This window comes from Sphingobium sp. B1D7B, assembly GCF_025961965.1.
In the GTDB taxonomy this organism is placed as follows: Bacteria; Pseudomonadota; Alphaproteobacteria; order Sphingomonadales; family Sphingomonadaceae; genus Sphingobium.
The window spans coordinates 141,324-166,659 of the sequence record NZ_JAOQOR010000001.1; the positions used below are offsets into that span (position 1 = coordinate 141,324).

General features: G+C 66.3%; 25 protein-coding genes. 10 read left to right on the plus strand and 15 right to left on the minus strand.

All coding sequences use genetic code 11. The features are described 5' to 3' along the window. Window positions 1-24 precede the first annotated feature (24 nt). From M2336_RS00675 to M2336_RS00700, 6 genes are all read left to right on the plus strand, one after another. On the plus strand, window positions 25-309 hold the full coding sequence (locus M2336_RS00675) for an NAD(P) transhydrogenase subunit alpha (RefSeq protein ID WP_264573533.1): 285 nt from the start codon (window positions 25-27) through the stop codon (window positions 307-309). Continuing rightward, window positions 309-1,727, plus strand: a complete 1,419-nt coding sequence (locus tag M2336_RS00680; protein WP_264573534.1) for an NAD(P)(+) transhydrogenase (Re/Si-specific) subunit beta — start codon at window positions 309-311, stop codon at window positions 1,725-1,727. Before M2336_RS00675 ends, M2336_RS00680 begins: the two co-directional genes overlap by 1 nt. Window positions 1,728-1,746: 19 nt before the next feature. Further along, window positions 1,747-2,442: an aspartate/glutamate racemase family protein gene (locus M2336_RS00685; protein WP_264573535.1), complete on the plus strand. Its 696-nt coding sequence runs from the start codon at window positions 1,747-1,749 to the stop codon at window positions 2,440-2,442. An 89-nt stretch (window positions 2,443-2,531) separates the two neighbouring features. Beyond that, the gene (locus M2336_RS00690) at window positions 2,532-3,128 is read left to right on the plus strand and encodes a nuclear transport factor 2 family protein (RefSeq protein WP_264573536.1); all 597 of its coding nucleotides are present in this window, start codon (window positions 2,532-2,534) and stop codon (window positions 3,126-3,128) included. Window positions 3,129-3,150: 22 nt separating this feature from the next. Beyond that, complete coding sequence (locus tag M2336_RS00695) at window positions 3,151-3,687, plus strand: nuclear transport factor 2 family protein (protein WP_264573537.1); 537 nt, start codon at window positions 3,151-3,153, stop codon at window positions 3,685-3,687. 15 nt (window positions 3,688-3,702) lie between these two features. Next, window positions 3,703-4,128, plus strand: coding sequence for a VOC family protein (locus tag M2336_RS00700; protein WP_264573538.1), 426 nt, complete (start codon window positions 3,703-3,705; stop codon window positions 4,126-4,128). Between the two features lie 154 nt (window positions 4,129-4,282). On the opposite strand, the gene lon is transcribed toward M2336_RS00700, so the two are convergent. The 8 genes from lon to M2336_RS00740 form a co-directional block, all read right to left on the minus strand. Continuing rightward, on the minus strand, window positions 4,283-6,727 hold the full coding sequence (gene lon / locus M2336_RS00705; RefSeq protein ID WP_264573539.1) for an endopeptidase La: 2,445 nt from the start codon (window positions 6,725-6,727) through the stop codon (window positions 4,283-4,285). Then, window positions 6,727-7,143, minus strand: a complete 417-nt coding sequence (locus M2336_RS00710) for an Hsp20/alpha crystallin family protein (protein ID WP_264573540.1) — start codon at window positions 7,141-7,143, stop codon at window positions 6,727-6,729. Before M2336_RS00710 ends, lon begins: the two co-directional genes overlap by 1 nt. A gap of 116 nt (window positions 7,144-7,259) precedes the next feature. Continuing rightward, a complete protein-coding gene (locus M2336_RS00715) occupies window positions 7,260-8,855 on the minus strand; it encodes an AbgT family transporter (RefSeq protein WP_264573541.1) in 1,596 nt (531 codons plus the stop codon). A gap of 176 nt (window positions 8,856-9,031) precedes the next feature. Next, entirely contained in the window at window positions 9,032-11,509 is a 2,478-nt protein-coding gene (locus M2336_RS00720) for a TonB-dependent receptor (protein WP_264573542.1), read from the minus strand. Then, complete coding sequence (locus tag M2336_RS00725; protein WP_264573543.1) at window positions 11,491-12,474, minus strand: FecR family protein; 984 nt, start codon at window positions 12,472-12,474, stop codon at window positions 11,491-11,493. Before M2336_RS00725 ends, M2336_RS00720 begins: the two co-directional genes overlap by 19 nt. After that, a complete protein-coding gene (locus M2336_RS00730; RefSeq protein ID WP_264573544.1) occupies window positions 12,464-13,006 on the minus strand; it encodes a sigma-70 family RNA polymerase sigma factor in 543 nt (180 codons plus the stop codon). Before M2336_RS00730 ends, M2336_RS00725 begins: the two co-directional genes overlap by 11 nt. 304 nt (window positions 13,007-13,310) lie before the next feature. Beyond that, window positions 13,311-16,520 carry an autotransporter domain-containing protein gene (locus tag M2336_RS00735; RefSeq protein ID WP_264573545.1) on the minus strand — a complete coding sequence of 1,070 codons (3,210 nt, stop codon included), beginning with the start codon at window positions 16,518-16,520 and terminating at the stop codon, window positions 13,311-13,313. Between the two features lie 150 nt (window positions 16,521-16,670). Beyond that, the gene (locus tag M2336_RS00740) at window positions 16,671-17,030 is read right to left on the minus strand and encodes a c-type cytochrome (protein ID WP_264571232.1); all 360 of its coding nucleotides are present in this window, start codon (window positions 17,028-17,030) and stop codon (window positions 16,671-16,673) included. Between the two features lie 169 nt (window positions 17,031-17,199). On the opposite strand from M2336_RS00740, the gene M2336_RS00745 reads away from it, so the two are divergent. The 4 genes from M2336_RS00745 to M2336_RS00760 all read left to right on the plus strand — a co-directional run bounded on the left by M2336_RS00745 (window position 17,200) and on the right by M2336_RS00760 (window position 19,886). Then, window positions 17,200-17,628, plus strand: coding sequence for a GFA family protein (locus tag M2336_RS00745; RefSeq protein ID WP_264573546.1), 429 nt, complete (start codon window positions 17,200-17,202; stop codon window positions 17,626-17,628). 136 nt (window positions 17,629-17,764) lie between these two features. Next, the gene (locus M2336_RS00750; RefSeq protein ID WP_413715145.1) at window positions 17,765-17,992 is read left to right on the plus strand and encodes a hypothetical protein; all 228 of its coding nucleotides are present in this window, start codon (window positions 17,765-17,767) and stop codon (window positions 17,990-17,992) included. A gap of 14 nt (window positions 17,993-18,006) precedes the next feature. Further along, window positions 18,007-18,936 carry an EamA family transporter RarD gene (gene rarD / locus M2336_RS00755; protein WP_264592484.1) on the plus strand — a complete coding sequence of 310 codons (930 nt, stop codon included), beginning with the start codon at window positions 18,007-18,009 and terminating at the stop codon, window positions 18,934-18,936. After that, window positions 18,933-19,886 carry a DMT family transporter gene (locus M2336_RS00760; protein ID WP_264592485.1) on the plus strand — a complete coding sequence of 318 codons (954 nt, stop codon included), beginning with the start codon at window positions 18,933-18,935 and terminating at the stop codon, window positions 19,884-19,886. The genes rarD and M2336_RS00760 overlap by 4 nt, the downstream gene beginning before the upstream one ends. On the opposite strand, the gene M2336_RS00765 is transcribed toward M2336_RS00760, so the two are convergent. The 7 genes from M2336_RS00765 to M2336_RS00795 form a co-directional block, all read right to left on the minus strand. Continuing rightward, a complete protein-coding gene (locus M2336_RS00765) occupies window positions 19,849-20,508 on the minus strand; it encodes a class I SAM-dependent methyltransferase (protein WP_264573549.1) in 660 nt (219 codons plus the stop codon). The two genes, M2336_RS00760 and M2336_RS00765, sit on opposite strands and share 38 nt — an antisense overlap. Window positions 20,509-20,588: 80 nt before the next feature. Then, window positions 20,589-21,575: a zinc-binding alcohol dehydrogenase family protein gene (locus M2336_RS00770; RefSeq protein WP_264573550.1), complete on the minus strand. Its 987-nt coding sequence runs from the start codon at window positions 21,573-21,575 to the stop codon at window positions 20,589-20,591. A 52-nt stretch (window positions 21,576-21,627) separates the two neighbouring features. Further along, window positions 21,628-22,401, minus strand: a complete 774-nt coding sequence (gene xth, locus M2336_RS00775) for an exodeoxyribonuclease III (RefSeq protein ID WP_264571238.1) — start codon at window positions 22,399-22,401, stop codon at window positions 21,628-21,630. Between the two features lie 98 nt (window positions 22,402-22,499). Beyond that, the gene (erpA, locus tag M2336_RS00780) at window positions 22,500-22,823 is read right to left on the minus strand and encodes an iron-sulfur cluster insertion protein ErpA (RefSeq protein WP_181560559.1); all 324 of its coding nucleotides are present in this window, start codon (window positions 22,821-22,823) and stop codon (window positions 22,500-22,502) included. Window positions 22,824-22,959: 136 nt separating this feature from the next. After that, window positions 22,960-23,649: a M23 family metallopeptidase gene (locus tag M2336_RS00785; RefSeq protein WP_181560560.1), complete on the minus strand. Its 690-nt coding sequence runs from the start codon at window positions 23,647-23,649 to the stop codon at window positions 22,960-22,962. Window positions 23,650-23,741: 92 nt separating this feature from the next. After that, complete coding sequence (locus M2336_RS00790) at window positions 23,742-24,548, minus strand: ferritin-like domain-containing protein (protein WP_264573552.1); 807 nt, start codon at window positions 24,546-24,548, stop codon at window positions 23,742-23,744. Next, a complete protein-coding gene (locus tag M2336_RS00795) occupies window positions 24,539-25,276 on the minus strand; it encodes a sulfite exporter TauE/SafE family protein (RefSeq protein WP_264573553.1) in 738 nt (245 codons plus the stop codon). The genes M2336_RS00790 and M2336_RS00795 overlap by 10 nt, the downstream gene beginning before the upstream one ends. Window positions 25,277-25,336: the final 60 nt, after the last annotated feature.

Genomic DNA, 25,336 nt, shown 5'->3' on the forward strand with positions numbered 1-25,336 from the left:
TCTCCATGGGAGGGGACCAGAATCATGGACTTCATTGCGATTCTTTCGATTTTCGTGCTGGCCTGCTTCGTCGGCTATTATGTCGTGTGGTCGGTCACGCCCGCGCTGCATACGCCGCTGATGGCGGTGACCAACGCGATTTCCTCGGTCATCATCGTCGGCGCGCTCATCGCGGCGGCGGAGGCTGGCAATCCGCTGGCTGAGTGGCTGGGGCTGATCGGTGTGGTGCTGGCCTCGATCAACATCTTCGGGGGCTTTGCCGTGACCGAGCGGATGCTGGCGATGTACAAGAAGAAGGAGCGCAAGTGATGCTGGCGTTCCTGCCTGTCGGGCCTCTGGCGGCCCTCGCCTATCTCATTTCCGGCGTGCTGTTCATTCTGGCGCTGCGCGGCCTTTCCAACCCGGAGAGCAGCCGGCGCGGCAATCGCTTCGGCATGCTCGGCATGTTCATCGCGGTGGGCACCACCGTGGCGACGCATGATGCGGTGGCGATGCCGCGCATCGGCGTGGCGATCATCATCGGCGGCGTGCTCGGTTTCGTGATCGCGCGGCGGATTGCCATGACGGCCATGCCGCAGCTCGTCGCGGCCTTTCACAGCCTTGTCGGCCTTGCCGCCGTGCTGGTCGGCGTCGCCGCCTTCCTCAGCCCGGTGTCCTTCGGCATTGCTGACGAGCTGACCGGCGCGATCCATGCCGCCAGCCGCATCGAGATGGCGCTGGGCGTGGCGATCGGCGCGATCACTTTCTCGGGCTCGGTCATCGCCTTCCTCAAGCTCAACGGCAATATGAGCGGCAAGCCCATCCTGCTGCCGGGGCGCCACATCATCAACATCGGCACGCTGCTGGCGATCCTCTTCTTCACCTACGGCTTCTGGCACAGCCAGGCGCCGATGGACTTCTGGATTATCCTCGTCCTCGCCTTCGTCATTGGCTTCCTGCTCATCATCCCCATTGGCGGGGCCGACATGCCGGTCGTGGTCTCGATGCTGAACAGCTATTCGGGCTGGGCCGCCGCTGCGATGGGCTTCACACTGGGCAATAGCGCGATGATCATCACCGGGGCGCTGGTCGGCTCTTCCGGTGCGATCCTGAGCTACATCATGTGCAAGGCGATGAACCGCAGCTTCCTGTCCGTGATCGCCGGCGGGTTCGGCGCAGAAGCAGCGAGCGGCGATGGCGAGGCCAAGGAGCAGCGCCCGTGGAAGCGCGGCAGCGCGGAAGACGCGGCGTTCCTGATGAAGCAGGCAGATAGCGTCATCATCGTGCCGGGCTATGGCATGGCCGTCTCCCAGGCGCAGCACGCGCTGCGCGAGATGGGCGATATCCTCAAGGCGGCGGGCGTCAGCGTCAAATATGCCATCCACCCGGTAGCAGGCCGCATGCCCGGCCATATGAACGTGCTGCTGGCCGAAGCGAATGTGCCTTATGACGAGGTGTTCGAGCTGGAGGACATCAACAGCGAGTTCGCGCAGACCGACGTTGCCTTCGTCATCGGCGCCAATGACGTGACCAATCCCGCGGCCAAGACGGACAAGTCCTCGCCGATCTATGGTATGCCCATCCTCGATGTGGCCAATGCCAAGACCGTGCTGTTCGTGAAGCGCTCCATGGGCGGCGTGGGCTATGCGGGGGTGGACAATGACGTCTTCTACATGGACAACACGATGATGCTGCTCGCCGATGCCAAGAAGATGGTCGAAGAGATCGTCAAGTCGCTCGGGCACTGACACGCAAGATGGAGTTTTGATGCGCAAGCTTGGACTGATCGGTGGCATCTCCTGGACGTCCACGGCCCGCTATTACGACCTCATCAACCGCTCCGTGCAGCGCGAGCTGGGCGGGCTGCACAGCGCGACCCTGCTGATCGACAGCCTCGACTTTGCCGATGTCGCCCGCTGCGCTTCGGCCAATGACTGGGATTGCGGCGCCGGCCACATGGTCGGCGCAGCCAAGCGCCTGCAGGCGGCCGGCGCAGAAGCGCTGATGATCTGCGCCAACAGCCTGCACAAGGTGGTGCCGCAGATCGATGCATCGGTGGACTTGCCGGTGATCCACATCATCGACGAGATCGGTGCGCGGCTGAAGGCGGACAAGGTGAAATCGGTCGCGCTGGTCGGCACCAGCAATGTCATGAGCGACCGCGATTATCGTCAGCATCTGGTGCAAGAGGGCGGCGTCTCACTGCTGCCCGCCGAGGCCGATCTGGCCGAGGGCATCGACAAGCTCGTCTATACCGAGCTGGCAGCCGGCATCATCACCCGCGAGGCCGAGCGCTACATGAAGACCGAGCTGACCAACATCGCCAAGGAGGATGTGCAGGCCGTGGTCCTGGCCTGCACGGAGCTCGACCTGATCGTGGACGTGAACGCCAATGTGCTGCCGATCTACGACAGCACGACCATCCATGCCGAGGCCGGCGCCCGCTTCGTGCTGGGCAAATAGCCGGACCGCTTTGGGCTTGTGCCGGGGTTCGCGCCGGGCGATACATACGGTCCTAATGGTTTAAAAGACCAAGCGAGAGGATCTGCCCGATGCGAGTCTCCCCGACCAAGATCTCGTTGCCTTTGATCGCCGCTGCGCTGCTGTTGAGCACCGCGCCTGCCCATGCCCAGATGCGGGCACTCAATGACGCGGTGGTGGCGCATCCCGACCCCGAATCGCTGTTCACGAGTCCCGACCCAAAGCTGCATCGCAACAAGCAGGCCGCACTCAAGATCGTGAAGGAGCTGCTGGAGGCCAATCACTGGGACCGCGCGCCGCTGTACCTCACCGATCGCTACATCCAGCATAATCCGATGGCGGGTTCAGGCCTCAAGGCCGTGATGGACTTCTTCATGAACGTCGCCAAGCGCACGCCCACGCCGATCCCTGAGAAGATGAAGACGCCGGTGGTGGCGGTGCAGGCCGAGGGTGATTTTGTGACGGTCAGCTTCGTGCGGGAAGTGCCCTATCCCAACGATCCTTCCAAGACCTACACGACGACCTGGTTCGACATGTGGCGCTTTGTCGATGGCAAGGCCGACGAGCATTGGGACCCGGCGACGCTGCCCGCCGCCCCGCCGCCCGCCGCAGCCCCGACGGCCGCGCCCGCCGCGCCGTCCCAGCCCGTGCCGCCGCCGGCCGGCTGAATCATAAACAGGGAGAGGACAAATGACGACACGCACAACTCTGACCGGCGTGGCGCTGAGCGCACTCATGCTGGTCGCTCAGCCTGCCCCGCTGCTCGCGCAACATGCCGGGCATGGCGATCAGGCCGATCACGCCCGCATCCTGCAGGAAGTGCAGGACCGCACCCAGATCGAGAAGCTGATGTGGGATTATGTGCGCGCGGCCGACAGCTTGAATGCCGAGGCCTATGCCGCGCAGTTCACGCCCGACGGCGCGTTCAACGACGTCAAGGGCAGCGAGGCGCTGCGCAAGATGATCACCGCCATGAAGACCAGCCAAGAGGAGCGCCGGGCCAAGGGCGAGCATATCGGCGCGATGCACCACATGATGAGCAACCAGACCATCACCTTCATCGACCGCGACCATGCGCAGGTGAATTACTACTGGCAGACGGTGTTCGCCGACCGCGCGCTCAATCCTCCGCCGCGCCTCGCCGCCGCCGGTCGCGGACGCGACGACGTGGTGCGCGTTAACGGCAAGTGGCTGATCCAGCTGCGCAATGTCGCGGTAAAGGACTGACAGCGGAGGCCGCCCGTGCAGCAACAGATCGCCGTCATCACGCTGGGCATCGGCGATCTAGCACGCGCGCGGCGCTTTTATAGCGTGGGTTTCGGCTGGACGCCGGTGTACGAGGGGGAGGACATCCTCTTCTACCAGATGAACGGCTTCGTCCTCGGGCTTTGGGCGAAGGACGCGTTGGCGCAGGACATGCAGCGTCCGGTGGCTGGCCATGGCGCTGCTTCGGTGGCGCTGGCGCATAATGTCGCGACGCAAGCGGAGGTCGCGCCGCTGATTGCCCGGCTTGTCGAAGCGGGCGGCGAACTGCTGCGTGCCGCCGACGCGCCGCCCCATGGCGGGATGCGCGGCTATGTTGCCGATCCGGACGGCCATGCCTGGGAGATTGCTTGGAATCCGGCCTGGCCGATCGATGCCGAGGGGCGCGTGACCTTCGCGCTTTGAATGGGGGTTAAGCTGTTTGTGCGCGCCTTAGCCCCTCCCCTTCAGAGGAGGGGTTGGGGTAGGGCTCAACCACCACGGATGTTCGCAATGCGAGCGATGCTGCGCATCGCCACCACCCCCTTCCCCTCCCCTGAAGGGGAGGGGCTGATGGACGTCAGGCGTCCGTCGGCTCGGCAGGCTCCTTGGCAAGCAAGATCGGATCGTCCAGCCCCGCCGCGAGCGCATCCTCGACTGTCTCCAGCCAGATGAACTCCAGCTTCTCCCGCGCATTGGCGGGAATGTCGTCATAGTCGCGCTTGTTACGGGCGGGGAGCATGACGCGGGTGATGCCGGCACTCGCGGCGGCGACGACCTTCTCCTTGATACCGCCTACCGGCAGCACAAGACCGCGCAGGGAAATCTCCCCGGTCATCGAGGTATCGCTGCGCACCGTGCGGCCGGTGAGCAGGGAGGTGAGCGCCATGAACATGGCGACGCCCGCGCTTGGCCCGTCCTTGGGCGTGGCGCCGGCGGGGACATGGACGTGAATGTCGCTCTTCTCCAACAGCTCCGCCGAGACGCCGAGGCTGTCGGCTCGGCTCTTGAGCAAGCTCAGCGCCGCCTGCGCGCTTTCCTTCATCACGTCGCCGAGCTGGCCGGTGAGGATGAGCCGGCCGGAGCCGGACATCTTCGTTGCCTCAATGAACAGGATGTCGCCGCCGACGGGCGTCCAGGCCATGCCGGTGGCCACGCCGGGCACGCTGGTGCGCTGCGCCACCTCATTCTCGAAGATGCGGTCGCCCAGCACCTCGTGCAGATCATCGACGTCGATGGAGACCTGCGCGGCGCTGCCCTCGGCAATCCGCACGGCGGCGTTGCGGATGGTCTTGCCGATCTCCCGCTCCAGGTTCCGCACGCCCGCCTCGCGGGTGTAGTAGCGGATGATCTCGCTCAGCACGGCATCGTCCACCGTCACCTGCTCGGCCGTGACACCATTGGCGGCGAGTTGGCGCGCGACGAGATAGCGCTGGGCAATCGCCAGCTTCTCATCCTCGGTATAGCCCGAGAGGGTGATGATCTCCATGCGGTCGCGCAGCGGGCCGGGGATCGTGTCCAGCATGTTGGCCGTGGCGATGAACACCACGCGCGAGAGATCGAACGGCACGCCGAGATAATTGTCCCGGAAGCTGCCATTCTGCTCGGGGTCGAGCACTTCGAGCATGGCGGCGGAGGGATCTCCCTGCACACCGCGCCCCATCTTGTCGATCTCGTCCAGCATGATGACGCAATCGCGCCGCCCGGCCTTGCGGATCGCCTGGATGATGTTGCCGGGCATGGCGCCGACATAGGTCCGGCGGTGGCCGCGGATCTCGGACTCGTCATGCACGCCGCCCAGGCTCACCCGCTCGAACGGGCGCCCCATGGCCCGCGCGATGGACTGGCCGAGCGAGGTCTTGCCGACGCCGGGCGGGCCGGCGAAGCACAGGATCGGCGCCTTGCCGCCGGGCGCGAGCTTGCGCACGGCGAGATATTCGACGATCCGCCGCTTGATCTTGTCGAGGCCATAATGATCCGCATCGAGCGTCTCGCGCGCCTTAGCGATGTCGATGGGCTGCTCTTCGGGAATGTCCCAGGGCAGTTCCGTCAGCCAGTCGAGATAGGTGCGGATGATGCCATGCTCGGCGGCGGCCTCGGGCATCCGCTCGAGCCGCCGCAACTCCTTGCGCGCTTCCTTCTCGACCGCCTCGGGCATCTTGGCGGCCTCGATCTTCTCGGTCAGCTCCGCGATCTCCGCCGCGCGGCCATCATCCTCGCCGAGCTGGCGCTGGATCGCGGCCATCTGCTCGCGCAGGATCGCCTCGCGCTGGCGGCTGGTCAGCGTCTCCTGCACGTCCTTGCCGATCTCGGCTGAGAGGCGCAGCACCTGCAGGCGCTGCTCCAGCAGCCGTGAGACACGGTCCAGCCGCGCCGGCAGCGAGACAGTCTCCAGCAGTTCCTGCTTCTGGGTGGTGTCCACGTCCAGATAGGCGGAAACGGTATCGGCCAGCGTCGAGGCCGACGCGATGTTCTGGATCGCCTCGGCCAGACCCTGCGGCGCCTGCGGCAGCAGCTGCACGGTCTCCAGCGCCTGCTTGCGCACATGGATCAGCCGCGCCTCGACGTCCGGCGTCTTGTCCTCCTGCTCGGCGAGCTTCTCGACCCGCGCGACCATGAACGGCCAGCCTTCCAGAAACTCGACAATGCGAAAGCGCGTTTCGCCCTGCAGGATGAGGTGATGGGTGTCATCGGGCGCTGTCACATAGCGCAGCACATTGGCGAGCGTGCCCATGGCGTGCATGTCCGCAGGGACGGGGGCGTCGACGCCCGCATCGCGCTGGGTGAGCACGCCAATCGGCAGGCTCTCGCGCACCGCAGCCTGTGCGGCGTTGACCGAGATGGCCCGGCTGAGCGCCAGCGGCATCACCACATCAGGGAACAGCACGAAGCCGCGCACGGGGACGATGATGATCGCATCCTCCGGCAGCGGGCGGAAAGGCTGCGTCTCGCCGGGCGCGGCGCCCTGGGGCTGCGCGGCGCCGGTGGACGTGGGATTGGCGGTGTTCGTGGTCAGAACGTCCATCAGAAGCGGCCTCCATCGACCTTGCTGAGCGTAACGAGCAGGCAGCCATTCACGGCGGCGCGACGCACGCCTTGATACTGGCCGCCGGGGAGCGGCAGGCGGCGCTCGAAGCGGCCCTGCGGCAATTCGAGGCGATGAATGCGCGCGGTGCGCAGCTCCGGCGGCAGGATGCGCTGGCCGCGCACGATGAGCACGCCATCCTCGATGAACGCCTCCGCCTTCTCGGCATCGACGCCGGGCAGCGCCACGATGACCAGCACCTCATGCGCCGTCTCGATCATGTCGGCGGGTGGCTCCCAGGCCGGCGGACCGCTGGCGGCGCGGACGGGCGCATAATTCTGCTGCTGGAGGCGCTGCATACGATCCAGCAGGTCGACCGCATCGGCCCACATCCAGTGCCTGTTCCGCGAAGTCATGCGCGCCCTCTTCCCCTTGGGTCACCGGGCGAGATGCGCGGCGTGCATCCAATAAGGTTGCTCGCCGGGCCGATTTCAAGCCCGGCAGAAGGGCGCGGGGAAAGCCCAGGCAGCAATCAGCTGCCGGGCAGCACCGCAGGCAGATGCACGGGCGCGTTCGGCCCGAGCGGTAGGTCGAGGAGCGTCCAGCCGGCGAGCAGTGCCCCGCCAAAGAGCAGCAGCCAGAGGGAATAAGGCAGCATGACCGCCGCAAGGCTGCCAAGGCCGAAGCTCGGCACCCAGCGCTGGCAATAAATGAGGATCAGCGGGAAATAGACCATCAGCGGCGAGATGATGTTGGTCGCCCCATCGCCGACGCGATAGGCGGCCGTCGTCGTCTCCGCACTGATCCCGAGCAGCATCAGCATCGGCACCAGCACCGGGGCGAGCAGCGCCCATTTTGCGCTGGCCGAGCCCACGAACAGATTGAGCACGGTGGTAAACAGCACGATCAGGAGCAGCAGCACCGGCGTCGGCAAGGCGACGGCCTGCAGACCGCCGGCGCCGTGAATCGCGAAGATGAGGCCGAGATTGGACCAGCCGAACATCGCCACGAAATGCGCCGCCGCGAAGGCGAGGACGAGATAATAAGCAAGGTCGCCCATCGCCCCGCTCATCATCTTCACCACGTCGCGATGATCGGCGATGGTGCCCGCCGCCTTGCCATAGGCCCAGCCGCCGGCAAGGAAGAGCAGGAAGAAGCCGCCGACCAGCGACTGGTAGAAGGGCGTCAGTCGCGCCTCCGGCACCGCTGCATTTGCATCGACCAGTGGCGCACCCGGCATCAGCGCCATGATCGCCCAGAGTGCGACCACCGCCAGCATCGCCAGGCCGCCGTGGCGCAGGCCCTTGCGCTGCGCGGTGGTGAGGCGCTGTTCGGCGGTGGCATCCGGCGTGCCCGCAATCATCGCCGCCTCGCCCTGCGGCACATAGCCGCCAAGGCGTGGCTCGATGATCCGGTCGGTGACGTACCAGATGACCGGGATGTAGAGGATGAGCAAAGCGGCCATGAAGAACCAGTTGCCGGCAATGTTCATCTGCCAGTCGGCATCCAGCAACTGCGCGGCCTGCTGGGTGATGCCGAAGAGCAGCGCGTCGAGCTGGCCGGGCAGGAGATTGGCCGAGAAGCCGCCGGACACGCCGGCAAAGGCGGCCGCGATCCCGGCGACGGGATGGCGACCGGCCGCCGCATAGATGATGCCGGCCAGCGGTACGAGCACGACATAGGCCGCATCTGCGGCGAGATTGCCCATCATGGCGACGAAGGCGACCATCGGCGTCAGCAGCATCGCCGGTGCATTGGCGACGCTGGCGCGCATGGCAGTGCCGAACAGGCCGGAGCGCTCGGCCACGCCCGCGCCGAGCATCACCACCAGCACATAGCCGAGTGGGTGGAAATGGGTGAAGGTGGCGGGCATCTCGACCCACAGGCGGCGGATATTCTCCGCGCCGAGCAGGCTCTGGGCGGTGATCGTTACCGGCGCGCCGGTTTGCGCATCGACCTGCGTCGGGTGCACGGCCGACAGGCCGGCCAGCGCGGCGACGAGCGAGATCAGTACCAGCGCGAGGATCAGGTAGAAGAAGATGAACACCGGATCGGGCAGCTTGTTGCCCGTCCGCTCGATCCAGCCGAGGATACCCTTTGGTGCGCTGTCCGTCCCCGCCTGTGCCACGAGCCCTCGCTATGTGATTGTGATCGCTTGGCTTGTGCTAACCCGACGGCGCGAGTGGGGCAAGGCGGGTGGTGGGCTGGAGGCGATCCAGTGCTCCTGCGAAAGCAGGAGCCTCGGGCAGATAAGGTGGTCGGTTGGGCCTTGGGCTCCTGCTTCCGCAGGAGCACGCGTGAGACCTAATAGCGATAATCCACCGCAATGCGCACGGTGCGCGGGCGCTGGGGGGTGGTGTAGCCGCCGGTGCCGGTGCCAAAGGGCGTGCCGAGCGCGAAGCGGTTGCCGGTTGTGTCCAGCAGGTTGGTGAGCGACAGCGTCACCCCCCGTCGCGTATCGCCGTAGCGGGCGGTGACGCCGGTATCGACATAATCGCCTTGCTCGTCGCCCAGCACCGGCCCGATGCCAAGGCGCGAGGGACCGATATATTTGAGCCAGCCGGCCAGCCGCAGATCCGCCGCCCCCAGCGGCACGCGATAATCGATGCGGGCCTGCGCCGCATATTCCGCGACATTGGGAATGCTGCCAGGCGAGGCATCCGCGCTGAGCTGACCGAGAGAGCCCAAAGCGGGAAGCTGGGCCAGGGCGTTGGTCACCGGCAAATCAGTGGCCCGCAGCGCGGCAAGCCGGAACGCCTCGGGCGTCAGCGCGATGACGCGGCTGTGATTGTAGACGGCATTGAGATCGATCTGCAGCCCCTCGATCGGGAAGAGCGAGAGGCTGCCGGCGATGGAGGTGATGCGGCCATTGCCGATATTGGCCGTGGTCGGCAGCCCGGTCCCGTCGATGAAATCGGCCTGAATGTCGCGCCAATAGGCATAAGCGGCCGAAAGGCTGGCGGCGAAGCCATAATAAGCGCTGCCCATCCGTACCCCGCCTTCCAGGCTCTGGATGTGATCGTTGCGGAACTGGCGGACGAACTGGGATTCGATGGCAAGGCCGCCGGGGCGGAAGCCCTCTTCATAGCGGGCATAGACGGTGAGCCCCGGCACCAGATGCGCCAGCACCTCGCCGGAGGGCAGCAGCTTGGTTTCGGTCCGGCTCGCAACAATATCGCCGCCCTGCAGGGCGAACAGCGGCTGCACATCCTCCGCGCTGCCGCTCAGCCGGCTGTGGGTGATCCGCCCGCCGCCGCTCAGCAAAATGCCGCGCGACACCTCGACGCTGAGCTTGCCATAGCCGGTCAATTCCGTGACCCGATTGCGCACGCCCGTGGTCGCTGCACGCAGCGTGGTGAGGCCAAAGGCGCGGCGCTGCTCGGCCTCATTGTCGATGGCGCTAACGCCCAGCACCCAGCCAAAGCCATTTTCGACCGGGCGCCACAGCCGCGTCTCGCTGGTCAGCATCCGCGTGCGGTTGCGCTGTTCGAACACGCGTGGGAGCGTATCCGCCCGTGTCGCATCGAAGCGTTCGTCCAGACCGTGGCTGACATAGGCATTGGAGGACTGGAAGCGCAGCGCGCCGAAATCCTTGCGGACCACCAGCGTCGCCATGCCATAATCGGCATTGGCATCCTCGACGACAAAGCTGTTGCGGGTGAGCGGCGGGGCATCGCGGTCGGCATATTGGGAATCGTCGATGAGCGTCGACTGATAGATGCCACCGACATCCACCGTCCATGCATCGCCCAGGTCCAACCGCAGCACGGCGCGCCCGCCAGCAATGCGCGTGCGGTTGACATCGTTCACGCCGCGCACCGGATTGTCGATATAGCCGCCATCGGTGATGCCATAGCCGGTCAGGCGCAGGGCATGGCCGCGCGTGCCGATGGGCATGTTGACGGTCGCGGCGACATCGGCGCCCGGCTCGCCATGCTGGGTGAAGCTGAGCCCAGCGCTGGTCTCAACCGTGAACCCGCGCGGATCAGGATCATTAGGCACCAGCCGGATGATGCCGCCGAGGGACCCCGCACCATAGAGCGTGCCCTGCGAGCCCTCCAGCACCTCGACCTGCTTGATGTCCTGCAGGCGCAGATCCGGGTCCGGCGCATTATAGGTGAGGCGCAGGTCGCCCAGATACTGCCCTACCGTCGCCTGCGTTGGCCCGGTGAAGCTGGAATCGGCGATGCCCCGGATGAACAGCTTGTTGCGCCCGGAGCCCAGATGCGTCGAGGCAACGCTGGCGAGGCGCGAGGCGATGGAGTCCGTGCCGCGCTCACCGCCAAACCGCAGGTCACTGCCATCGAGCAGATGCACCGCGCCCGGATAATCCTCATAGCGCTGATCGAGCTTGCTGGCGGTGACGACGAAGGATTCCACTTCGGCCGGCGGGGCCGGAGGGGGTGGCGGAGCGACCGGACGCCTGGGCCTTTGCGCCTGCGCTACGGCAGCGGGCGCGCTCACCGCATCGATCCGCCAGCTCGTGGCGCTCAACTGCACGGCCCGGCTGCGCGTGCCGGCCAGCATCCGCGCAATGGCCTCGGCCGGCGTCATGGTGCCGCGCACGGGCTTGACCTTTGTGCGCCAGAGCGCGTCGCTGGTCACACTGATGCTGATGCCCGCCTGCCGCGCGAGTTGCGGCACCCGATCGGACAAGCGCCCTGCAGGCACGTCGATGGGCCGGGTCTGCGGCGCCTGCGCGGCGGCCGGCCCGGCGACGCCCAGCAGCGCCGCCGTGGCGAACAGCGCCAGCTGGGCACGAGCTATCTTGAGAGCGTCCACCCTCCGCTTTCCTTTGTCGCAGAGGTGCCGGAAAGGGCCGCGAGATCGTTCACCAGCCGTTCCTCGGGCAGATCGGTGCGCAGGGCCCCGCGGAAGCGGATGCCTGCCGCGGCTGGCGTGGTGCGCAGGGCAATGCCGGTGGTGCGCGCGACTTCCGCCGCGACATCATCCAGATGCACACCATCATAGACGAGCTGGCCGGCGCGCCAGCCGCCTACCGCTGCGGGACTGACCGCGCTCAGGTCCGTCGCGCTGCCATCATCCCGCACGGTGAAGCGATAGCCGGCATCGACGCGGATCGCCGCGCCGCGCGGATTGTAGACCACCGCGCCTTCCGACACGGCCACGCTGATCCGCCCGTCATTGCGCGCGACATCGAACACCGTGCCGACATCGACCAGCTCGGCGCCGCCGACCGACACACGGAATGGCGCAGCATCCTTGTGGACGACGGAGACGAGCACCTGCCCTTCCTCCAGCTCGATCCGGCGCGGATCGCTGCGACTGAGCTTGACCGAGGAGCCGCCGTTCACCGCGATCTCGCTGCCATCGACAAGGGTGACCACTTGCGAGCGGCCCAATGGGGTCTTCACCCGGTAGCTATCCGACGACGCCTGAAACAGGCCGATGCCGACCATGCCGGCGATGGAAGCAGCGAGCGCACCGCCCACCCACAGCCGACGGCTGAACCGGCGCGGGATAGGCGGCGTGGGCGAGGCAGCCCGGCCCCCGTCCCGCGCTACGGCGCCACCCTCCGGCCAGATGTCCTCCGGGCGAGCGGGCAAGGTATCAAGATCGGCATCCAGCGCGGCGAGCTGGTGATAGGCCGTCGCATGGGCCGGATCGCTCTCGAGCCAGTCGGTGAAGGCCTCCCAAGCATTGAAGGCCGGATCGCGCTGGCGCATCAGCCAGTCGATGGCCGCTGCGTCCGCCGGGTCCATCCCCGCCTGCCGATCATGCGTCATCGGACTGTCTCCTTGCGGCCAGCAGGGCAGCATAAGCACGACGCAGATCGCTCTCGACCGTGCTGAGGCTTACCCCCAGCTCGGCGGCAATCTGACGCTGGGGCACGCCATCAAGACGATAGCGGCGGAAAACCTGGGAGGCGCGCGAGCCCAGCGCCTCCAGCGCGCGGTCGAACCGCCGCAAATCCTCGCGCGCAATCAGCTGCGCTTCCGCAGTCGGCTCGGGTACGACCTCGCCCATGCCGCGCGCCTCCGTCCACGCCTGGTCGCGGGCCCGGGCCTGCCGCTCGGCACGATAGCGATCGACCATGAGGTTGTTGGCGGCGCGATACAGATAGCCCAGCGGATTGCCGACCGGGCCGGTCGGGCGCTGGGTGACGCGCATCCACAATTCCTGAAACAGATCCTCGGCGGCCTCCCCGGCGCCATGGGCAACCAGAAAGCGGATGAGCTGGACGCGATGCGCCATCAGCGCACTGGCCAGCCCCTGCCCTTCGACAGGACCGCTATCGGTTCCCGTTTCACCTCTCATGGTCCGTCCGTTGTGGCTTCCCTGTGCCTTCATCGCCCGGCACCCTGTGTCCCGGGTCGCACCTGAAGCTCCTGCGCGGTATAGCCCGCTGACACCACCACGCAAGGGCCGGTGCGGCCCGCTCCACACAGGCTCCACGCCCCCTGAGCGAACGGCGCAAGGGGATTGTGAGCCGGCATGCGTGCAGCGGTCGATCGCAAGGACGGTCATCTCCATTCAGCTCCGGGTTGGGCAAGAGGGAGTTGGGGGGTGGTGGGCACGGTTCCACGCTCCCTCTTGCCCGCACACCGGCCTCAAGAACCGCTTAGAGGCCGATGCGAAGACTGGCGCGCAGCGACAGAGCCCAATTGCCCTGATACTGCTCCGCGCCGAGTTCACCGCCGATCTGGAAGCCGCTGTTGCCGGCGACGCCGCGCAGGCGCCCGACCCAACCGCTTTCCCGATCATCGGGCAGCAGCGTGAACGCTTCGCCACCCTTGAACTGCGCCACCGTGGTGCCGAGATTGCCGCTTACGATCTCGCGACGACCGGCCTCTACCTCCAGCCGCGACCAGCCGGACCACTCATCCTGGCCGCCCATGTCTATGCCCAGCACTGCGGTGCCTGTAACCGCCAGCTCGTCGCTGGTCCGCGAGCGCACGATGAGGTTCATGGCATCGCCGCCGCCCGTCTCGGTGTAGCCATTCTCCTTCAGCCGGAAATAATCGAGTGTCACGACCGGGCGGAAGGAGATGCCGCCCTGCGACACCCAGTCGTAGGAGAGCGTGCCCATCGCCGAATAGAGCCGGGCATTGCGATCGCTATTGGCTGTCAGCGTGGTGGTGGCGCCATCCTTCAGCCCATCGAAACTGCGCTTGCCATCCAGATCGACAAAGCCGACCGACCCGCGCGCCGTCGCCCGCAAGCGCCCGGTCTTCAGGCGCCAGTAGCCGGCGACCTCGATCTGGTTGGCGGTCACCTGATTGGCCGTGTCGCCATCGCGATTGCGGCCCCACAGATAGGCTACCGACGTGCCGAAGCTGCCAAGGCCGGTCTTGATTTCGGCGCCGCCGCCAAAGCCCCAGCCGGAGGTCTCATAGGCAGCCGTGTCACCGCGCCCCTTTTCGACGCCCCAAACGAGCTGGTTGATCCAGTAACCCCATTTGCCTTCATCCTTGAACGGGCCGGTGGGGTCATCCAGCATCCGCCCGAAGGTGCGCGATCCTTGGGTGACGACTTGGAAGGTGCCGCCGGCATGATCGGGCAGGAGCTGGCGCAGGCTGGTGCGGAAGTCCTCACCATCGGTGATGCCGAGGAAGGCGGTTTCCACCCGCTCGTCCTTGGAGAGCGCGGCATAGATCGCATCGAAGGCCGCAGCCTCCGAGCGGTTGAGGCCTAGGTCCGCAGTGGTCTTGCGGCCGAGGGTCACGCTGAGCGTGTTGGCGCTGCTGCTGAGCGTCGCCTTGTAGAGATAGGGCACCAGCGCGGTCTCGGCATTGAGGTTGCCGGCGCCGGTGAGCGTGCCGGCTGTCAGCACCAGATGATTGCCCACTGCATTCTCGATATCGCTGACCCGCAGCACCAGCCGCGAGTCCGTCGCGAAGCTCGCGGTGCCGGCGACCGAGAGATAGGCCGTGCTGTTGCCGGCCGCCCCCAGCGTGATGCCGAGCGCGCCCTTGTCGGTCACGGCCAGGCTGCCGATCTGCGCCGGGCCCGTGAGATCGAGTGCACCGCCCGCAAGGCCGAGCGCCAGTTGGCCGGCATTGGCAAAGGTGCCGGAATAGACGGCGGTACCGCCAATCGAGAGCGTGCTCGCGGTGCCCTCGAAATCGGTCGTGCCCTTGAAGCGCGACGTGCCGGCAAGGCTCATCGTGCTCGTGCCGGTGCCGAAGGCGACATTGCCGGTGTAGACCGCATCGCCGCGCAGTCGGAGCGTGTCGGCTCCGGCACCGAAGCTGGTGTTGCCGGTGACGGTGCCGTCCGCAATGTCGAACACGTCATTGCCGCTGCCGAACCGGACATCGCCCACAATGCTGGGCGCGGTGGCGCTGGCGGCGACCTCGGTCTGCTTGACGGTCACGCCGCTGCTGTTGGCGGTGAGATCGATAGCGATGTTGCGCCCCGAATCCGCCTTGGCGCCGGTCGCCGAGATGGCGCCGCTGTTCTCGATGAGCGTCAGCCCGCCCGAGGCATCGACGATGGCGACCGCGCCGCCGGCCTCGCCGGTGGTCGCCTTGATCGTGCCGGCGTTGCGGAGGGTCGGCAGGCTGGCGCCGGCATCGACGCGCACGGCGGTCGCCGTCGTGCCATCCTTGCTGGTGCCGGTCGCCTCGACCTTGCCGGTGACGTGCAGCAGCGGTGTCGATGCCCCGGCGCCGAGGCGCAGGGCCGTCGCCGAAGCATCGCGGGCGGAGGCCTCGACGCTGCCACCGATACCGATGCCTCCGGCGATGGTCACCGCGCCGCCCTGCCCGCCGACAAGCAGGCCATTGCCCTGCACGCCAGTGTAAAGGCCGCTGCCGGACACGGTGCCGTCGATGATCAGGCCATAGCCGCTGCCCGTCGCCGGCACCGCGCCGATGGCGATATCCCGCCCGGCCGCGCCGATCCGCATCGCCGGTGCCGCGCCATAAGAGCGCACGACGGCAGAGCCTTCCTCGCTGTCCTTGATGCCGTCCTTGTCTTCGTCATCATCGGTGGTGCTGCTGTCTTTGGGGGGTACGGCAAGGATGATGCCGCCCGCGACATTGCCTTCCACGATGACCGCCGAACCGCCCTGCAGCAGATCGTCGGCACCCAGCTTGGAGGGGTCTGACGGCGGCGTGGTGTAGCGATAGCCCGTGGCGCTGATCGCGCCCTGAATGGTCAGCGTGCCGCCGACATTGCCTAGGAACGCCGCGCCAACCGCATTCACCCCCTGAGCGCCGACCGTGCCGGCGAGACGGACATTGCCGCTGATATCTCCGGCCTGCACGCCGATCGCACGATCGCCCAGCACGCTGGTCGTTCCATCGTGCGAGAGGGCGCCGGTGAGCGGACCGCCCAGCCGGATGCCGAAGGAATCATTGCCCTCGACCTGGATCGTGGCACCGCGCGCCACCGTGATGGCGCCGGAATAGGCGCCCAGCGTGCGGATGCCGTAGCGCCCGGTGCCGACCGCGAACGGCCCGTCGAGATCGCCATCATTGTCGCCGTCGGTGGGCGTGTAGCTCTCATCAATGATGATCTTGCCGCTGTGGACGATGCCGCCCGACGTGCCGGCATTGGCGACGATGCCCGCGGCATTGTCCGCATTGCTGATCTGGATCGTGCCTTCATTGGTGATCTTGTTGGCACTGTTGACCGTGACCGCAACGCTACCCGCGCCAGTCAGTTCGATCGATCCCGCCGAGGCGATCTTGATATCGTCGGCTGCGCCATTGTTGGCGGTGGCCGTCGCGATTGCGGTGGTCCGCTTGGTCGTGATCGAGGTTTCCGCTGACGCCGCACTGGCAAGAGCGAAGGCGCAGGTGGAAGCAAGCAGGAAATGACGCATGAATACTCCGCTGGTCGTTCAGTACCGGGGAGTGTTCCCTCCCCCCTTTGACCAGCAGGACGGAGCCGAGGGCATACAGCCTTGGCTCCGACCGATATTCTGCGCCGCGTGATGCGGCGACCGGCGGACGAAGGCCCGCCGATCCGCCGCTTATTGCGGTTTTGCCGCCACGCTCATCACATAAGTGGCGACGTCGTTGATGTCCTTCTCGCTCAACTGGCCCTCATAGCCCGGCATGGCGCCGGCACCCTTCGTGACGCGCTCAACGATCAGCGCGTGGGTAAGGTTGGCATTGCCATCCAGCGAGGGGCCGATGGGGCCGCTGGCATCAGCTGCCGCCAGCGTGTGACAGGCACCGCACACGGTGCTCTCGAACACCTGCTTGCCATGGGCAGGATCGCCGGCGGGTGCATCGGCTGCCTGCGCCGGAATCAGGGCAAGCGGTGCTGCGGCGAGCAGGGCGGCAATCGCTGATATGCTCCACATCTTGGCGGCGTTTGCGCGTGTCACAGAAAATCCCTCCGTCCGAATCATTGCCATTCTAATCATCTGCGCCCTAAGTCAGGATCGGCGAAAAAGTCCAGAACCGCGCCTGACGCTCAAGGTCTTCGTCCCGACGCCTGAACCGGGGCGGCTGAACGGCGGCTGACGCGCGCGGTAAGACGAGAGGAGCAGAGCCATGGGCCAGGCAGACACAACGCGCTTTTCCGACGTGCGCTTTCCGCAAAGCGGCGGGTGCCAGTGCGGCGCGGTCCGCTATGAACTGAGCGCGCCGCCAGTGGGCATCTGGGCCTGCCATTGCAGCCTGTGCCGCAAGCAGAGCGGCAGCGCCTTTGGGCTCTCCATGGGCGTGGCTATCGAGAGCCTGGCGTTCACGCAGGGGACGCCGGCGATCTGGACGCGCGACACCGACTCCGGCCATCGGCTCGACTGCCTGTTCTGCGCTGATTGTGGGTCGCGACTGGTCCATCGTCGCCATCGACATGAAGGCATGCAGACGCTCAAGCCGGGCACGCTGGACGATACGAGTTGGGTGGTGCCGGGGCGCCATTTCTTCGCGGAGACGGCGCTGGATTGGGTGAGGCCGCTGATCCAGGGCACGGACTGAAGGACGACCTAAAACCTATTTGGAATATTCTTTAAGATCAATCATTCCAAATTCGCGCTTCCTCGGCTGAGGCTGCAAACACCTCAAGTCTCTGGTGCCCCCTGCACTTGCCAATATCCCCGGTCAGGCCCATGGGATGGGGATGCTTTCGCTGCTCTCCATTCTGATCGGCGCGGTCGCGCTGATTCTTGCCATTCCCGCGATCATCCCCGGCCTTGGCTGGGCCAATTGGGTGATTGTGCCGATGGCCCTGTTCGGGGCGCTGATCGGCCAGTTCGCGGCGGGCACCGGAGCGCGCAATTTCTGCCTCGCCGTGGCCGCCTTCGGCATGTTGCGCCTGTGGGCCGGCGGCGGAATTTTCTGAACGAGAGCGGCAATATGAGCAGCCAACCCACCGACATCGCGGATGCCGAACAGGCGGCCCAACGGCGCGCGGGTCTGCTTGCCGGCGTCGGCGCCTATGCGATCTGGGGCCTGATGCCGCTTTATTTCAAGCTGCTCGGCCATGTCTCTCCCTTCGAGATCGTGGCGCATCGGGTGATCTGGTCCGTCGCCTTCCTCGCCATCGTGCTGGCGGCGATGCTGCAATATCGCGCCTTCGTCGCGATCTTCAGCCAGCCGCGCATTCTCGCCGCGCTGGCGCTGAGCGCGGTGCTGATCGGTATCAACTGGCTCGTGTATATCTGGGCGGTGGACACCGACCATGTCGTGGCGGCGAGCTTGGGCTACTTTCTCAACCCGCTGGTCAATGTGCTGCTCGGCACGCTGGTGCTCAAGGAAGTGCTGCGCCGCCGGCAGGCTGTCGCCATCGGCATCGCGGCGGCGGGCGTGGCATTGCTCGCTATCGGCGAGTGGCAGACGCTCTGGATCAGCCTCGCGCTGGCGATCAGCTTTGCCTTTTATGGGCTCGTCCGCAAGCTGACGCCGGTGCCCTCAACCTCGGGTCTGGCGGTGGAGACGCTGGTGCTGTGCGCCCCGGCCCTCGCACTGGTGAGCTTTTATGCCGCGCAGGGCACCCTGGCCTTCGGTGAGGATCGCTGGGTGACGCTCGGCCTGATCGGCACCGGGGCGCTCACCTCGATCCCGCTCATCCTGTTCGCGATTTCCGCGCGCGCCCTGCCGCTCGTGACCCTTGGGCTGATGCAGTATATCGCCCCCTCGCTGCAGTTCCTGTGCGGGGTGTTCCTGTTCGGCGAGCCGATGTCCGCCGGGCGCTGGGGCAGCTTCCTGCTCATCTGGGTCGCCCTCGCGCTGTTCGTGTGGGACAGTCTGAGCGGCGCTCGCGCGCGACGGCGCACACTGGCATGAGCAGCGCCGCCGCTGCCGAGGCCCCCTCCGCGCCCGCACGCCGCGACCGGCCCCTGTTCGCGATCATGCTGCGGCTGCTGGCGATGATGATGATCGGCGCGACCTACGCCATCGGCAAGCTGCTGATCGAGCGCGGCGCCAATCTGGCCGAAGTGGTGTTCTACCGGCAGTTATTCGCCTTCCCCGTCGCGGCGATCTGGGCGGTCGCACTGATGGGCACGGCCCTGTTGCCCAAGGCGCCGATGCGCACCCATATCACCCGCACCAGCCTCGGCATGATCGGCATGTTGCTCAACTTCGGCGCGGTAGCGCTTCTGCCATTAGCCGAGGCGACCTCCATCGGCTTTACCATGCCGATCTTCGCCACAATCCTTTCCGCCCTTCTGCTGCGCGAACAGACCGGCATTCACCGCTGGAGCGCGGTGCTGCTCGGCTTTGTCGGCGTGGTCATCATGACTCATCCTGATTCCGCCAACTTCGCCTCCGCCGGGGTGTTCGTGGCACTCGGTGGGGCGATGGTGACGGCGCTCGTCGCCATCGTGCTGCGCGATCTTGGCAAGCGCGAGTCGGCCCCGATCATCGTCTTCTGGTTCACCCTGCTCTCGCTGCCGCCGCTCGGGCTGATGCTGATCTGGTACGGGCAAAGCCACGATCCCGTTGCATGGTTGCTGTTCATCGGCTTGGGGCTGACCGGCGGGGCGGCGCAATTGTTCATGACCTCGGCCCTGCGCTACGGGCCGGTCTCCATCGTCATCCCCATGGATTACAGCCAGATGATCTGGGCCACGCTGGCCGGCTGGCTGCTCTGGTCCTACTGGCCGGAATCCTCCACCTGGGTGGGAGCCGGGCTGATCGCAGCGAGCGGGCTCTACATCGCTTGGCGCGAGCATGTCCGCCGCCGCGCGCTTACCGTCAGCCCGGATGAGGACCGCGCCGGAAGATCAGGCTGAGATTATTGGCCGGCATCTCGACGACGCGCTTCAACTCGAAGCCCTCGGACGCCGCCGCCGCCTCGACATCATGCACCCAGCGCAGGCCCCAGGCGGGGTCGCGCGCGCGCAGCGACTCATCGAAAGCGAGATTGCTCGGCGCCGTCTCCACCTCGCGGCGGAAATAGGGGCCGTAAAGAAAGAGCGGCGCGCCTTCCGGCAACAGCATCGCCGCGCCGTGGAGCAGGCCGAGCGTCGCAGCCCAAGGCGAGATATGCACCATGTTGATGCACAGGATCGCGTCCGCCTCGCCGATCGGCCAGGCCTCGGGATCGGCAGCGTCGATCTGCAGCGGCGGGGCGAGATTGGGCAGCGCCACCTCATCCGCCCAGGCGGTGATCGAGGCGCGCGCGACCGGGTCAGGGTCGCTCGGCAGCCAGCGCAAGGCAGGGAAGCAGCGCGCGAAATGCACGGCATGTTCGCCCGAGCCGCTGGCGATCTCCAGCACCAGCCCGGTGGCGGGCAAGGTCTGGGCGAGCAATTGGGCAATGGCATCACGGTTGCGCACCGTGGCGGGAGCATGACGCTTGCCGCCCCGTGCGGGGGAGTCACCGGTCAGCCAAGGCTTCGACCTGTCATCCATCGATCCATGCTCCCTGTTCAAGCTCACCCTCTATAACAGACCGGGCGACGAAAAGAGGCATCAAACCGACGTAAAATGGCTCAATCCCAGCGCATGACGGTCTTGCCGATCAGCGCACCGGCCTCCAGCGCGGCGTGCGCATCACGCAGCGTCTCGACACTGGCGGTGAGCGTTCGGGTGCGGGTGGAGACGAGCGTGCCCGCATCGACCAGCGCTGCAACCTGCCGCAAAACCGCCTGCTGCTCGGCCATGCGAAAGCCGTTGATCGACTTGGCGAACATGAACTCCCAGTGGACCGAGAGCGCCTTCTGCTTGAACGGCAGGATGTCCAGCGCGGCGGGATCGTCGATGACCATGAGATGGCCAAAGGGGCGCAGCAGCGCGGGGATGACCGGCAGATAGGCGTCGGTATGCGTGGTGCTGAAGATGGCATGGAGATCATGCAGGCCGAGCGCCGCCAGTTCGGGCTGAACGTCGCGGCCGATGACATGGTCGGCGCCCATAAGCTGCGCAAAGGCGACCGTCTCCGGCCGGGACGCGGTGGCGATAACGGTGGCCGGGGTCAGCGCCTTGAGCAGTTGGATCGCCATCGAACCGACACCCCCTGCCCCGCCGATGATCAGCACGCGGCTGTCCGCATCATAGACGATGCCGCGCTCCAGCATCGCCTCATAGGCGGTGAGCGCGGTCAGCGGCAGGGCGGCGGCATCGGCGAAATCGAGGCTCGCGGGCTTGTGCGCGACAAGGCGATGATCGACCGCTTGCAGGCGGGCATAGCTGCCCGGCCGGTTGAGATCGCCCGCATGATAGACCGCATCACCGACCGCAAAGCCCTGCACCTGCGCACCCACGGCCTCGACGATGCCGGCAGCGTCCCAACCGAGCACGACCGGCGCATTCGCCGTGCCGCCCCGGCGCTGGCGGATCTTGGTATCGACCGGATTGAGCGCGAAGGCCTCGACCCGGACCAGCAGATCCTGTGGGCCGGGCACCGGATCGGGCAGGTCGCGCAGGGTGAGCGCAAAGTCCGTCAGCGGGTGGGCGGCGTCATAAGCAAAGGCCTTCATCGCGGGTCGACTCCTGGCTCCTGAATTGGGCATCTGGTTGGAAAGGGCGCCGTCAGTCCTTCAGGCGGACCCAGACCGGGGCGTGATCGCTGGCTTTCTCCCGCCCGCGATAGGCCTTGTCCACCTGCGCATCGGCCAGCCGGTCGGCAGCAGTGGGCGAGAGCAGCAAATGGTCGATGCGGAAGCCTGCATCGCGCTGCCAGGCACCGGCCTGATAATCCCAGAAGGTCCACACGCCGCCGAGCGGATGGCGCGCGGCCAGCGCATCGGTCCAGCCGTCGTTGAGCAGGGTCTTGTAGGCGGCGCGGCTCTCCGGCTGCATTAACGCGTCGCTGGCCATGGCGGGTGGCGACCAGACATCGCGATCGAACGGGATGACATTATAATCGCCGGCTAGCACGGCGGGCACTTCCTCCGCCCAGATCTGCGCCGCACGGGCGCGCAGCCGCGCCATCCAACGCAGCTTGTACTCGAACTTGGGGCCGGGAACGGGATTGCCATTGGGCAGATAGATGGAAGCGATGCGCACGCCGTTCACGTCCGCCTCGATGTAGCGGCTGTGCTCGTCTTCCGGCTCGCCCTCCAGCCCGCGCGTCACTTCCTGCGGAGTAGCGCCCTTCGCCAGAATCGCGACGCCGTTAAAGCCCTTCTGGCCGTGCCAGATGGCGCCATAGCCGGCATCTTCGATATCCTTGATCGGGAAGCCTTCATCCTGCGTCTTGATTTCCTGCAGGCAGGCGACGTCCGGCTGGGTTTCCGTCAGCCACTCGACCAGACGCGGCAGCCGCGCCTTGATGCCGTTGATATTGAAGGTCGCGATCCGCATGAACTAAAGCCCTTTTGCCGGCACCTGCCAGTGAGGGTCCGTCTTAGGGAGAAGCATGGCGCTTCGACAAGCGCGTCCCGGCGCGAACGCTCAGAAAGTCAGACCGAGAAGCTGGTTCCGCAGCCGCAGCCGGCGGTCGCATTGGGATTTTCCACCTTGAAAGCCGCGCCACCGAGATTGTCCACAAAATCGACCACGCAGCCGCGCACCAGATCGAGGCTCATGGAATCAACGACCAGCTTCACGCCGTCCGTCTCGACCATCACATCGTCCGCCTCGGGCGCATCGGCCAAGCCGAAGCGATACTGGAAGCCGGAGCACCCCCCGCCTTCCACCGCGAGGCGGAGAATGGCCGGCTTGCTCTGGCGCTCGGCGATCCAGGCGACCCGCGCGGCGGCGGTGGGAGAGAGGCTGATATCCATGGCTGCTAGATAGGGCGCACACGCCGCAACGGCAAGCGGCGGCCCGCAAGGGAGCCGCGCCGCGCTTGACGATGGAGAAGGAAACTCAGGACAGCCTGCTCACCCCTGAAAACTCACCCGAGCGGGCGAGCGGCGATCAACGATCGCGGTTGTCGGTGGGGCGGTTGGCTTCCGGGCCACCCATGGCGACCTGACGATCGCTGTGCTCCTTGGCCTCGGCCAGAGCCAGCTCGTAATTGGTGCCTTCCAGATAGGGCATCGGGTTCACGGCGCTGCCGGCGATGCGGACTTCATAGTGAAGGTGGCTGCCGGTGGAGCGACCGGTGGAGCCCATCAGGCCGATGAGCTGGCCGCGACGGACGCGCTCATTGGGCTGGGCGATCAGCTTGGACATGTGGCCGTAGCGGGTCTCGAGGCCGTTGCCATGGTTGATCTCGACGAGATTGCCATAGCCGTTCACCCACTGCGAGCGGCGCACGACGCCATCGGCCGTCGCATAGATCGGCGTGCCGATCGGGCCGGGAATGTCGATGCCCTGATGCATGCGAGCGCGGCCGTTAAACGGATCGCTGCGAGTACCGAAAGAAGAGGTGAGACGCACATCGTCGACCGGCTGGCGCGACGGGATGGAGGCCTTGCTGTCCGTGCTCTGCTCGGTGGACTGCTCCATCTGGACCATCGCCGAGAAGAGCGAGGCAAACTGGGCGTCGTGGCCGGCATCGGCCAGGGCAGGAGAGGCAACCATCAGACCGGCAATCGCCAGAACCTTCGCGGCAGCTTTGAGGACACCCTCTTTAGCGAAGGTCATAGCGCTCGAATCGATCATTTGGACCCCGTGATGGGCCGTGACCGACCCCTCAATGTTTTTGTGTTTCCGGCTCATGTGAACCGGCTGGGGCTTTTCGAGCGAAGAACGGGTTAAGGCGCAAGAGGCAGGTAGAAATCGCGCGTCAAACCGGCCTGACTCCGCGCTGAGTCGTTGAACGGCGGCTTAACGGCACCGCGAAAGTGGCGCCGAACCAACATTTGGTAGCTTTCCTGCGGGTTTGCGCCGGATCGATTCATCGACCACAAAAACCATTTCGTCCCTGCGCCGACATGACGAACTTCGTCGTCAATGATTCGGGTCAGCATCCGCGCGGTCCGCTCATCGTTGAAATGCCTGAACCGCACGATGGTTTCCGGCGTGATGTCCAGCGCCCGCGCTTCCAGCACCATCGGCACGATGGCGAGACGGGCCGCGACATCATGGGCGGTTTCGATCGCGGCTTCCCACAGACCATCATGGGCAGGCAGATCGCCATAGGCGCTGCCCAGTTCTTCCAGCCGGCGCGCAAGCAGGGCGAAATGCATCGCCTCGTCGGCACCGACACGCAGCCAGTCGTCGGCAAAGTCAGGCGGGAAGTCCGCGCCAAAGCGTGCGACGAGATCGAAGGCCAGGTCGATGGCGACGAATTCGATATGCGCCAGCGCGTGGATCATCGCGATGCGGGCGCGCTCCGAGCCGCCCTTGCCGCGCTTTGGCATGCGGTTGGGCGGCAGAAGCTCAGGGCGCTCGGGCCGGCCGGGCCGGTCTGGCGGTGGCGTATCGAACCGGTGCGCGAGGCGCCCGAGCCGCCAGTTCCGTGCGGCCTTGCGGGCCGCCATCACCTTCTCGCGCGGATTGCTGCAGTGCAATACGGCAACGCAGGCCTCGCCCACGGTAGCGGGTTCAGTCAGAGCCATTCCATCACCGCCTTCCCGATGTAGAGCATGCCAATCGCGGTAACGATCCATGCTGTGTAGCGCCGGAAGTGGCCGTCACTGATCCGGTCCAGCAGTCGCCCGCCCAGCATCGTGCCGACCATGGACAGCGGCACCGCGATGGCGAACACCCACCAGGGCGGCATGGCGCTCCGCCCCGCAAGCAGCATCGGCGTTCCGAACACGCCGATCTTCGCGATATGGCTGAAAACCTGTCCCGCCGCCTTGGTCGAAACGATCTGGTGGCGAGTGAGCGGGGTGCGGACGAAGAACACGTCCATCATCGGGCCGGCAACGCCCGCCGTCAGGTTGAGACAAGAGACAGTGAACCCGGCAAGGAAGGCATGGGAGGGCCGGGATGCATCGAGGGCGATCCAGCGGCGGGGCAGCCAGACGACCAGCGGCACCAACCCGAGCAGCAGGAACAGCAAGGGTCGCGAGGGCGAGAAGCCGATCATCGCGACCACCGCACCTGCAGCAAAAACGCCCAGTGCATAAGTGCGCATGATCGGCCAGACGACATGCTCGCGATGCACCACCGCCCGCCAGCCATTGGCGACAAGCTGGAGGATGCCATGCGTAACGAACGCCGCCGACACCGGCAGCAGGAAGGCGAGGATGCCCATCAGCAGCAATCCCCCCGCCATACCGAAGATGCCGGAAAGAAACGCGGTGGCGAAGGCCGCGATTATGATCAGGACGCCCGTCATCGTCGGCGCGGTTAGCCGCTTTTGGTCGGCCCGTCACCCGCCTGCTTGCCCATCACCAAC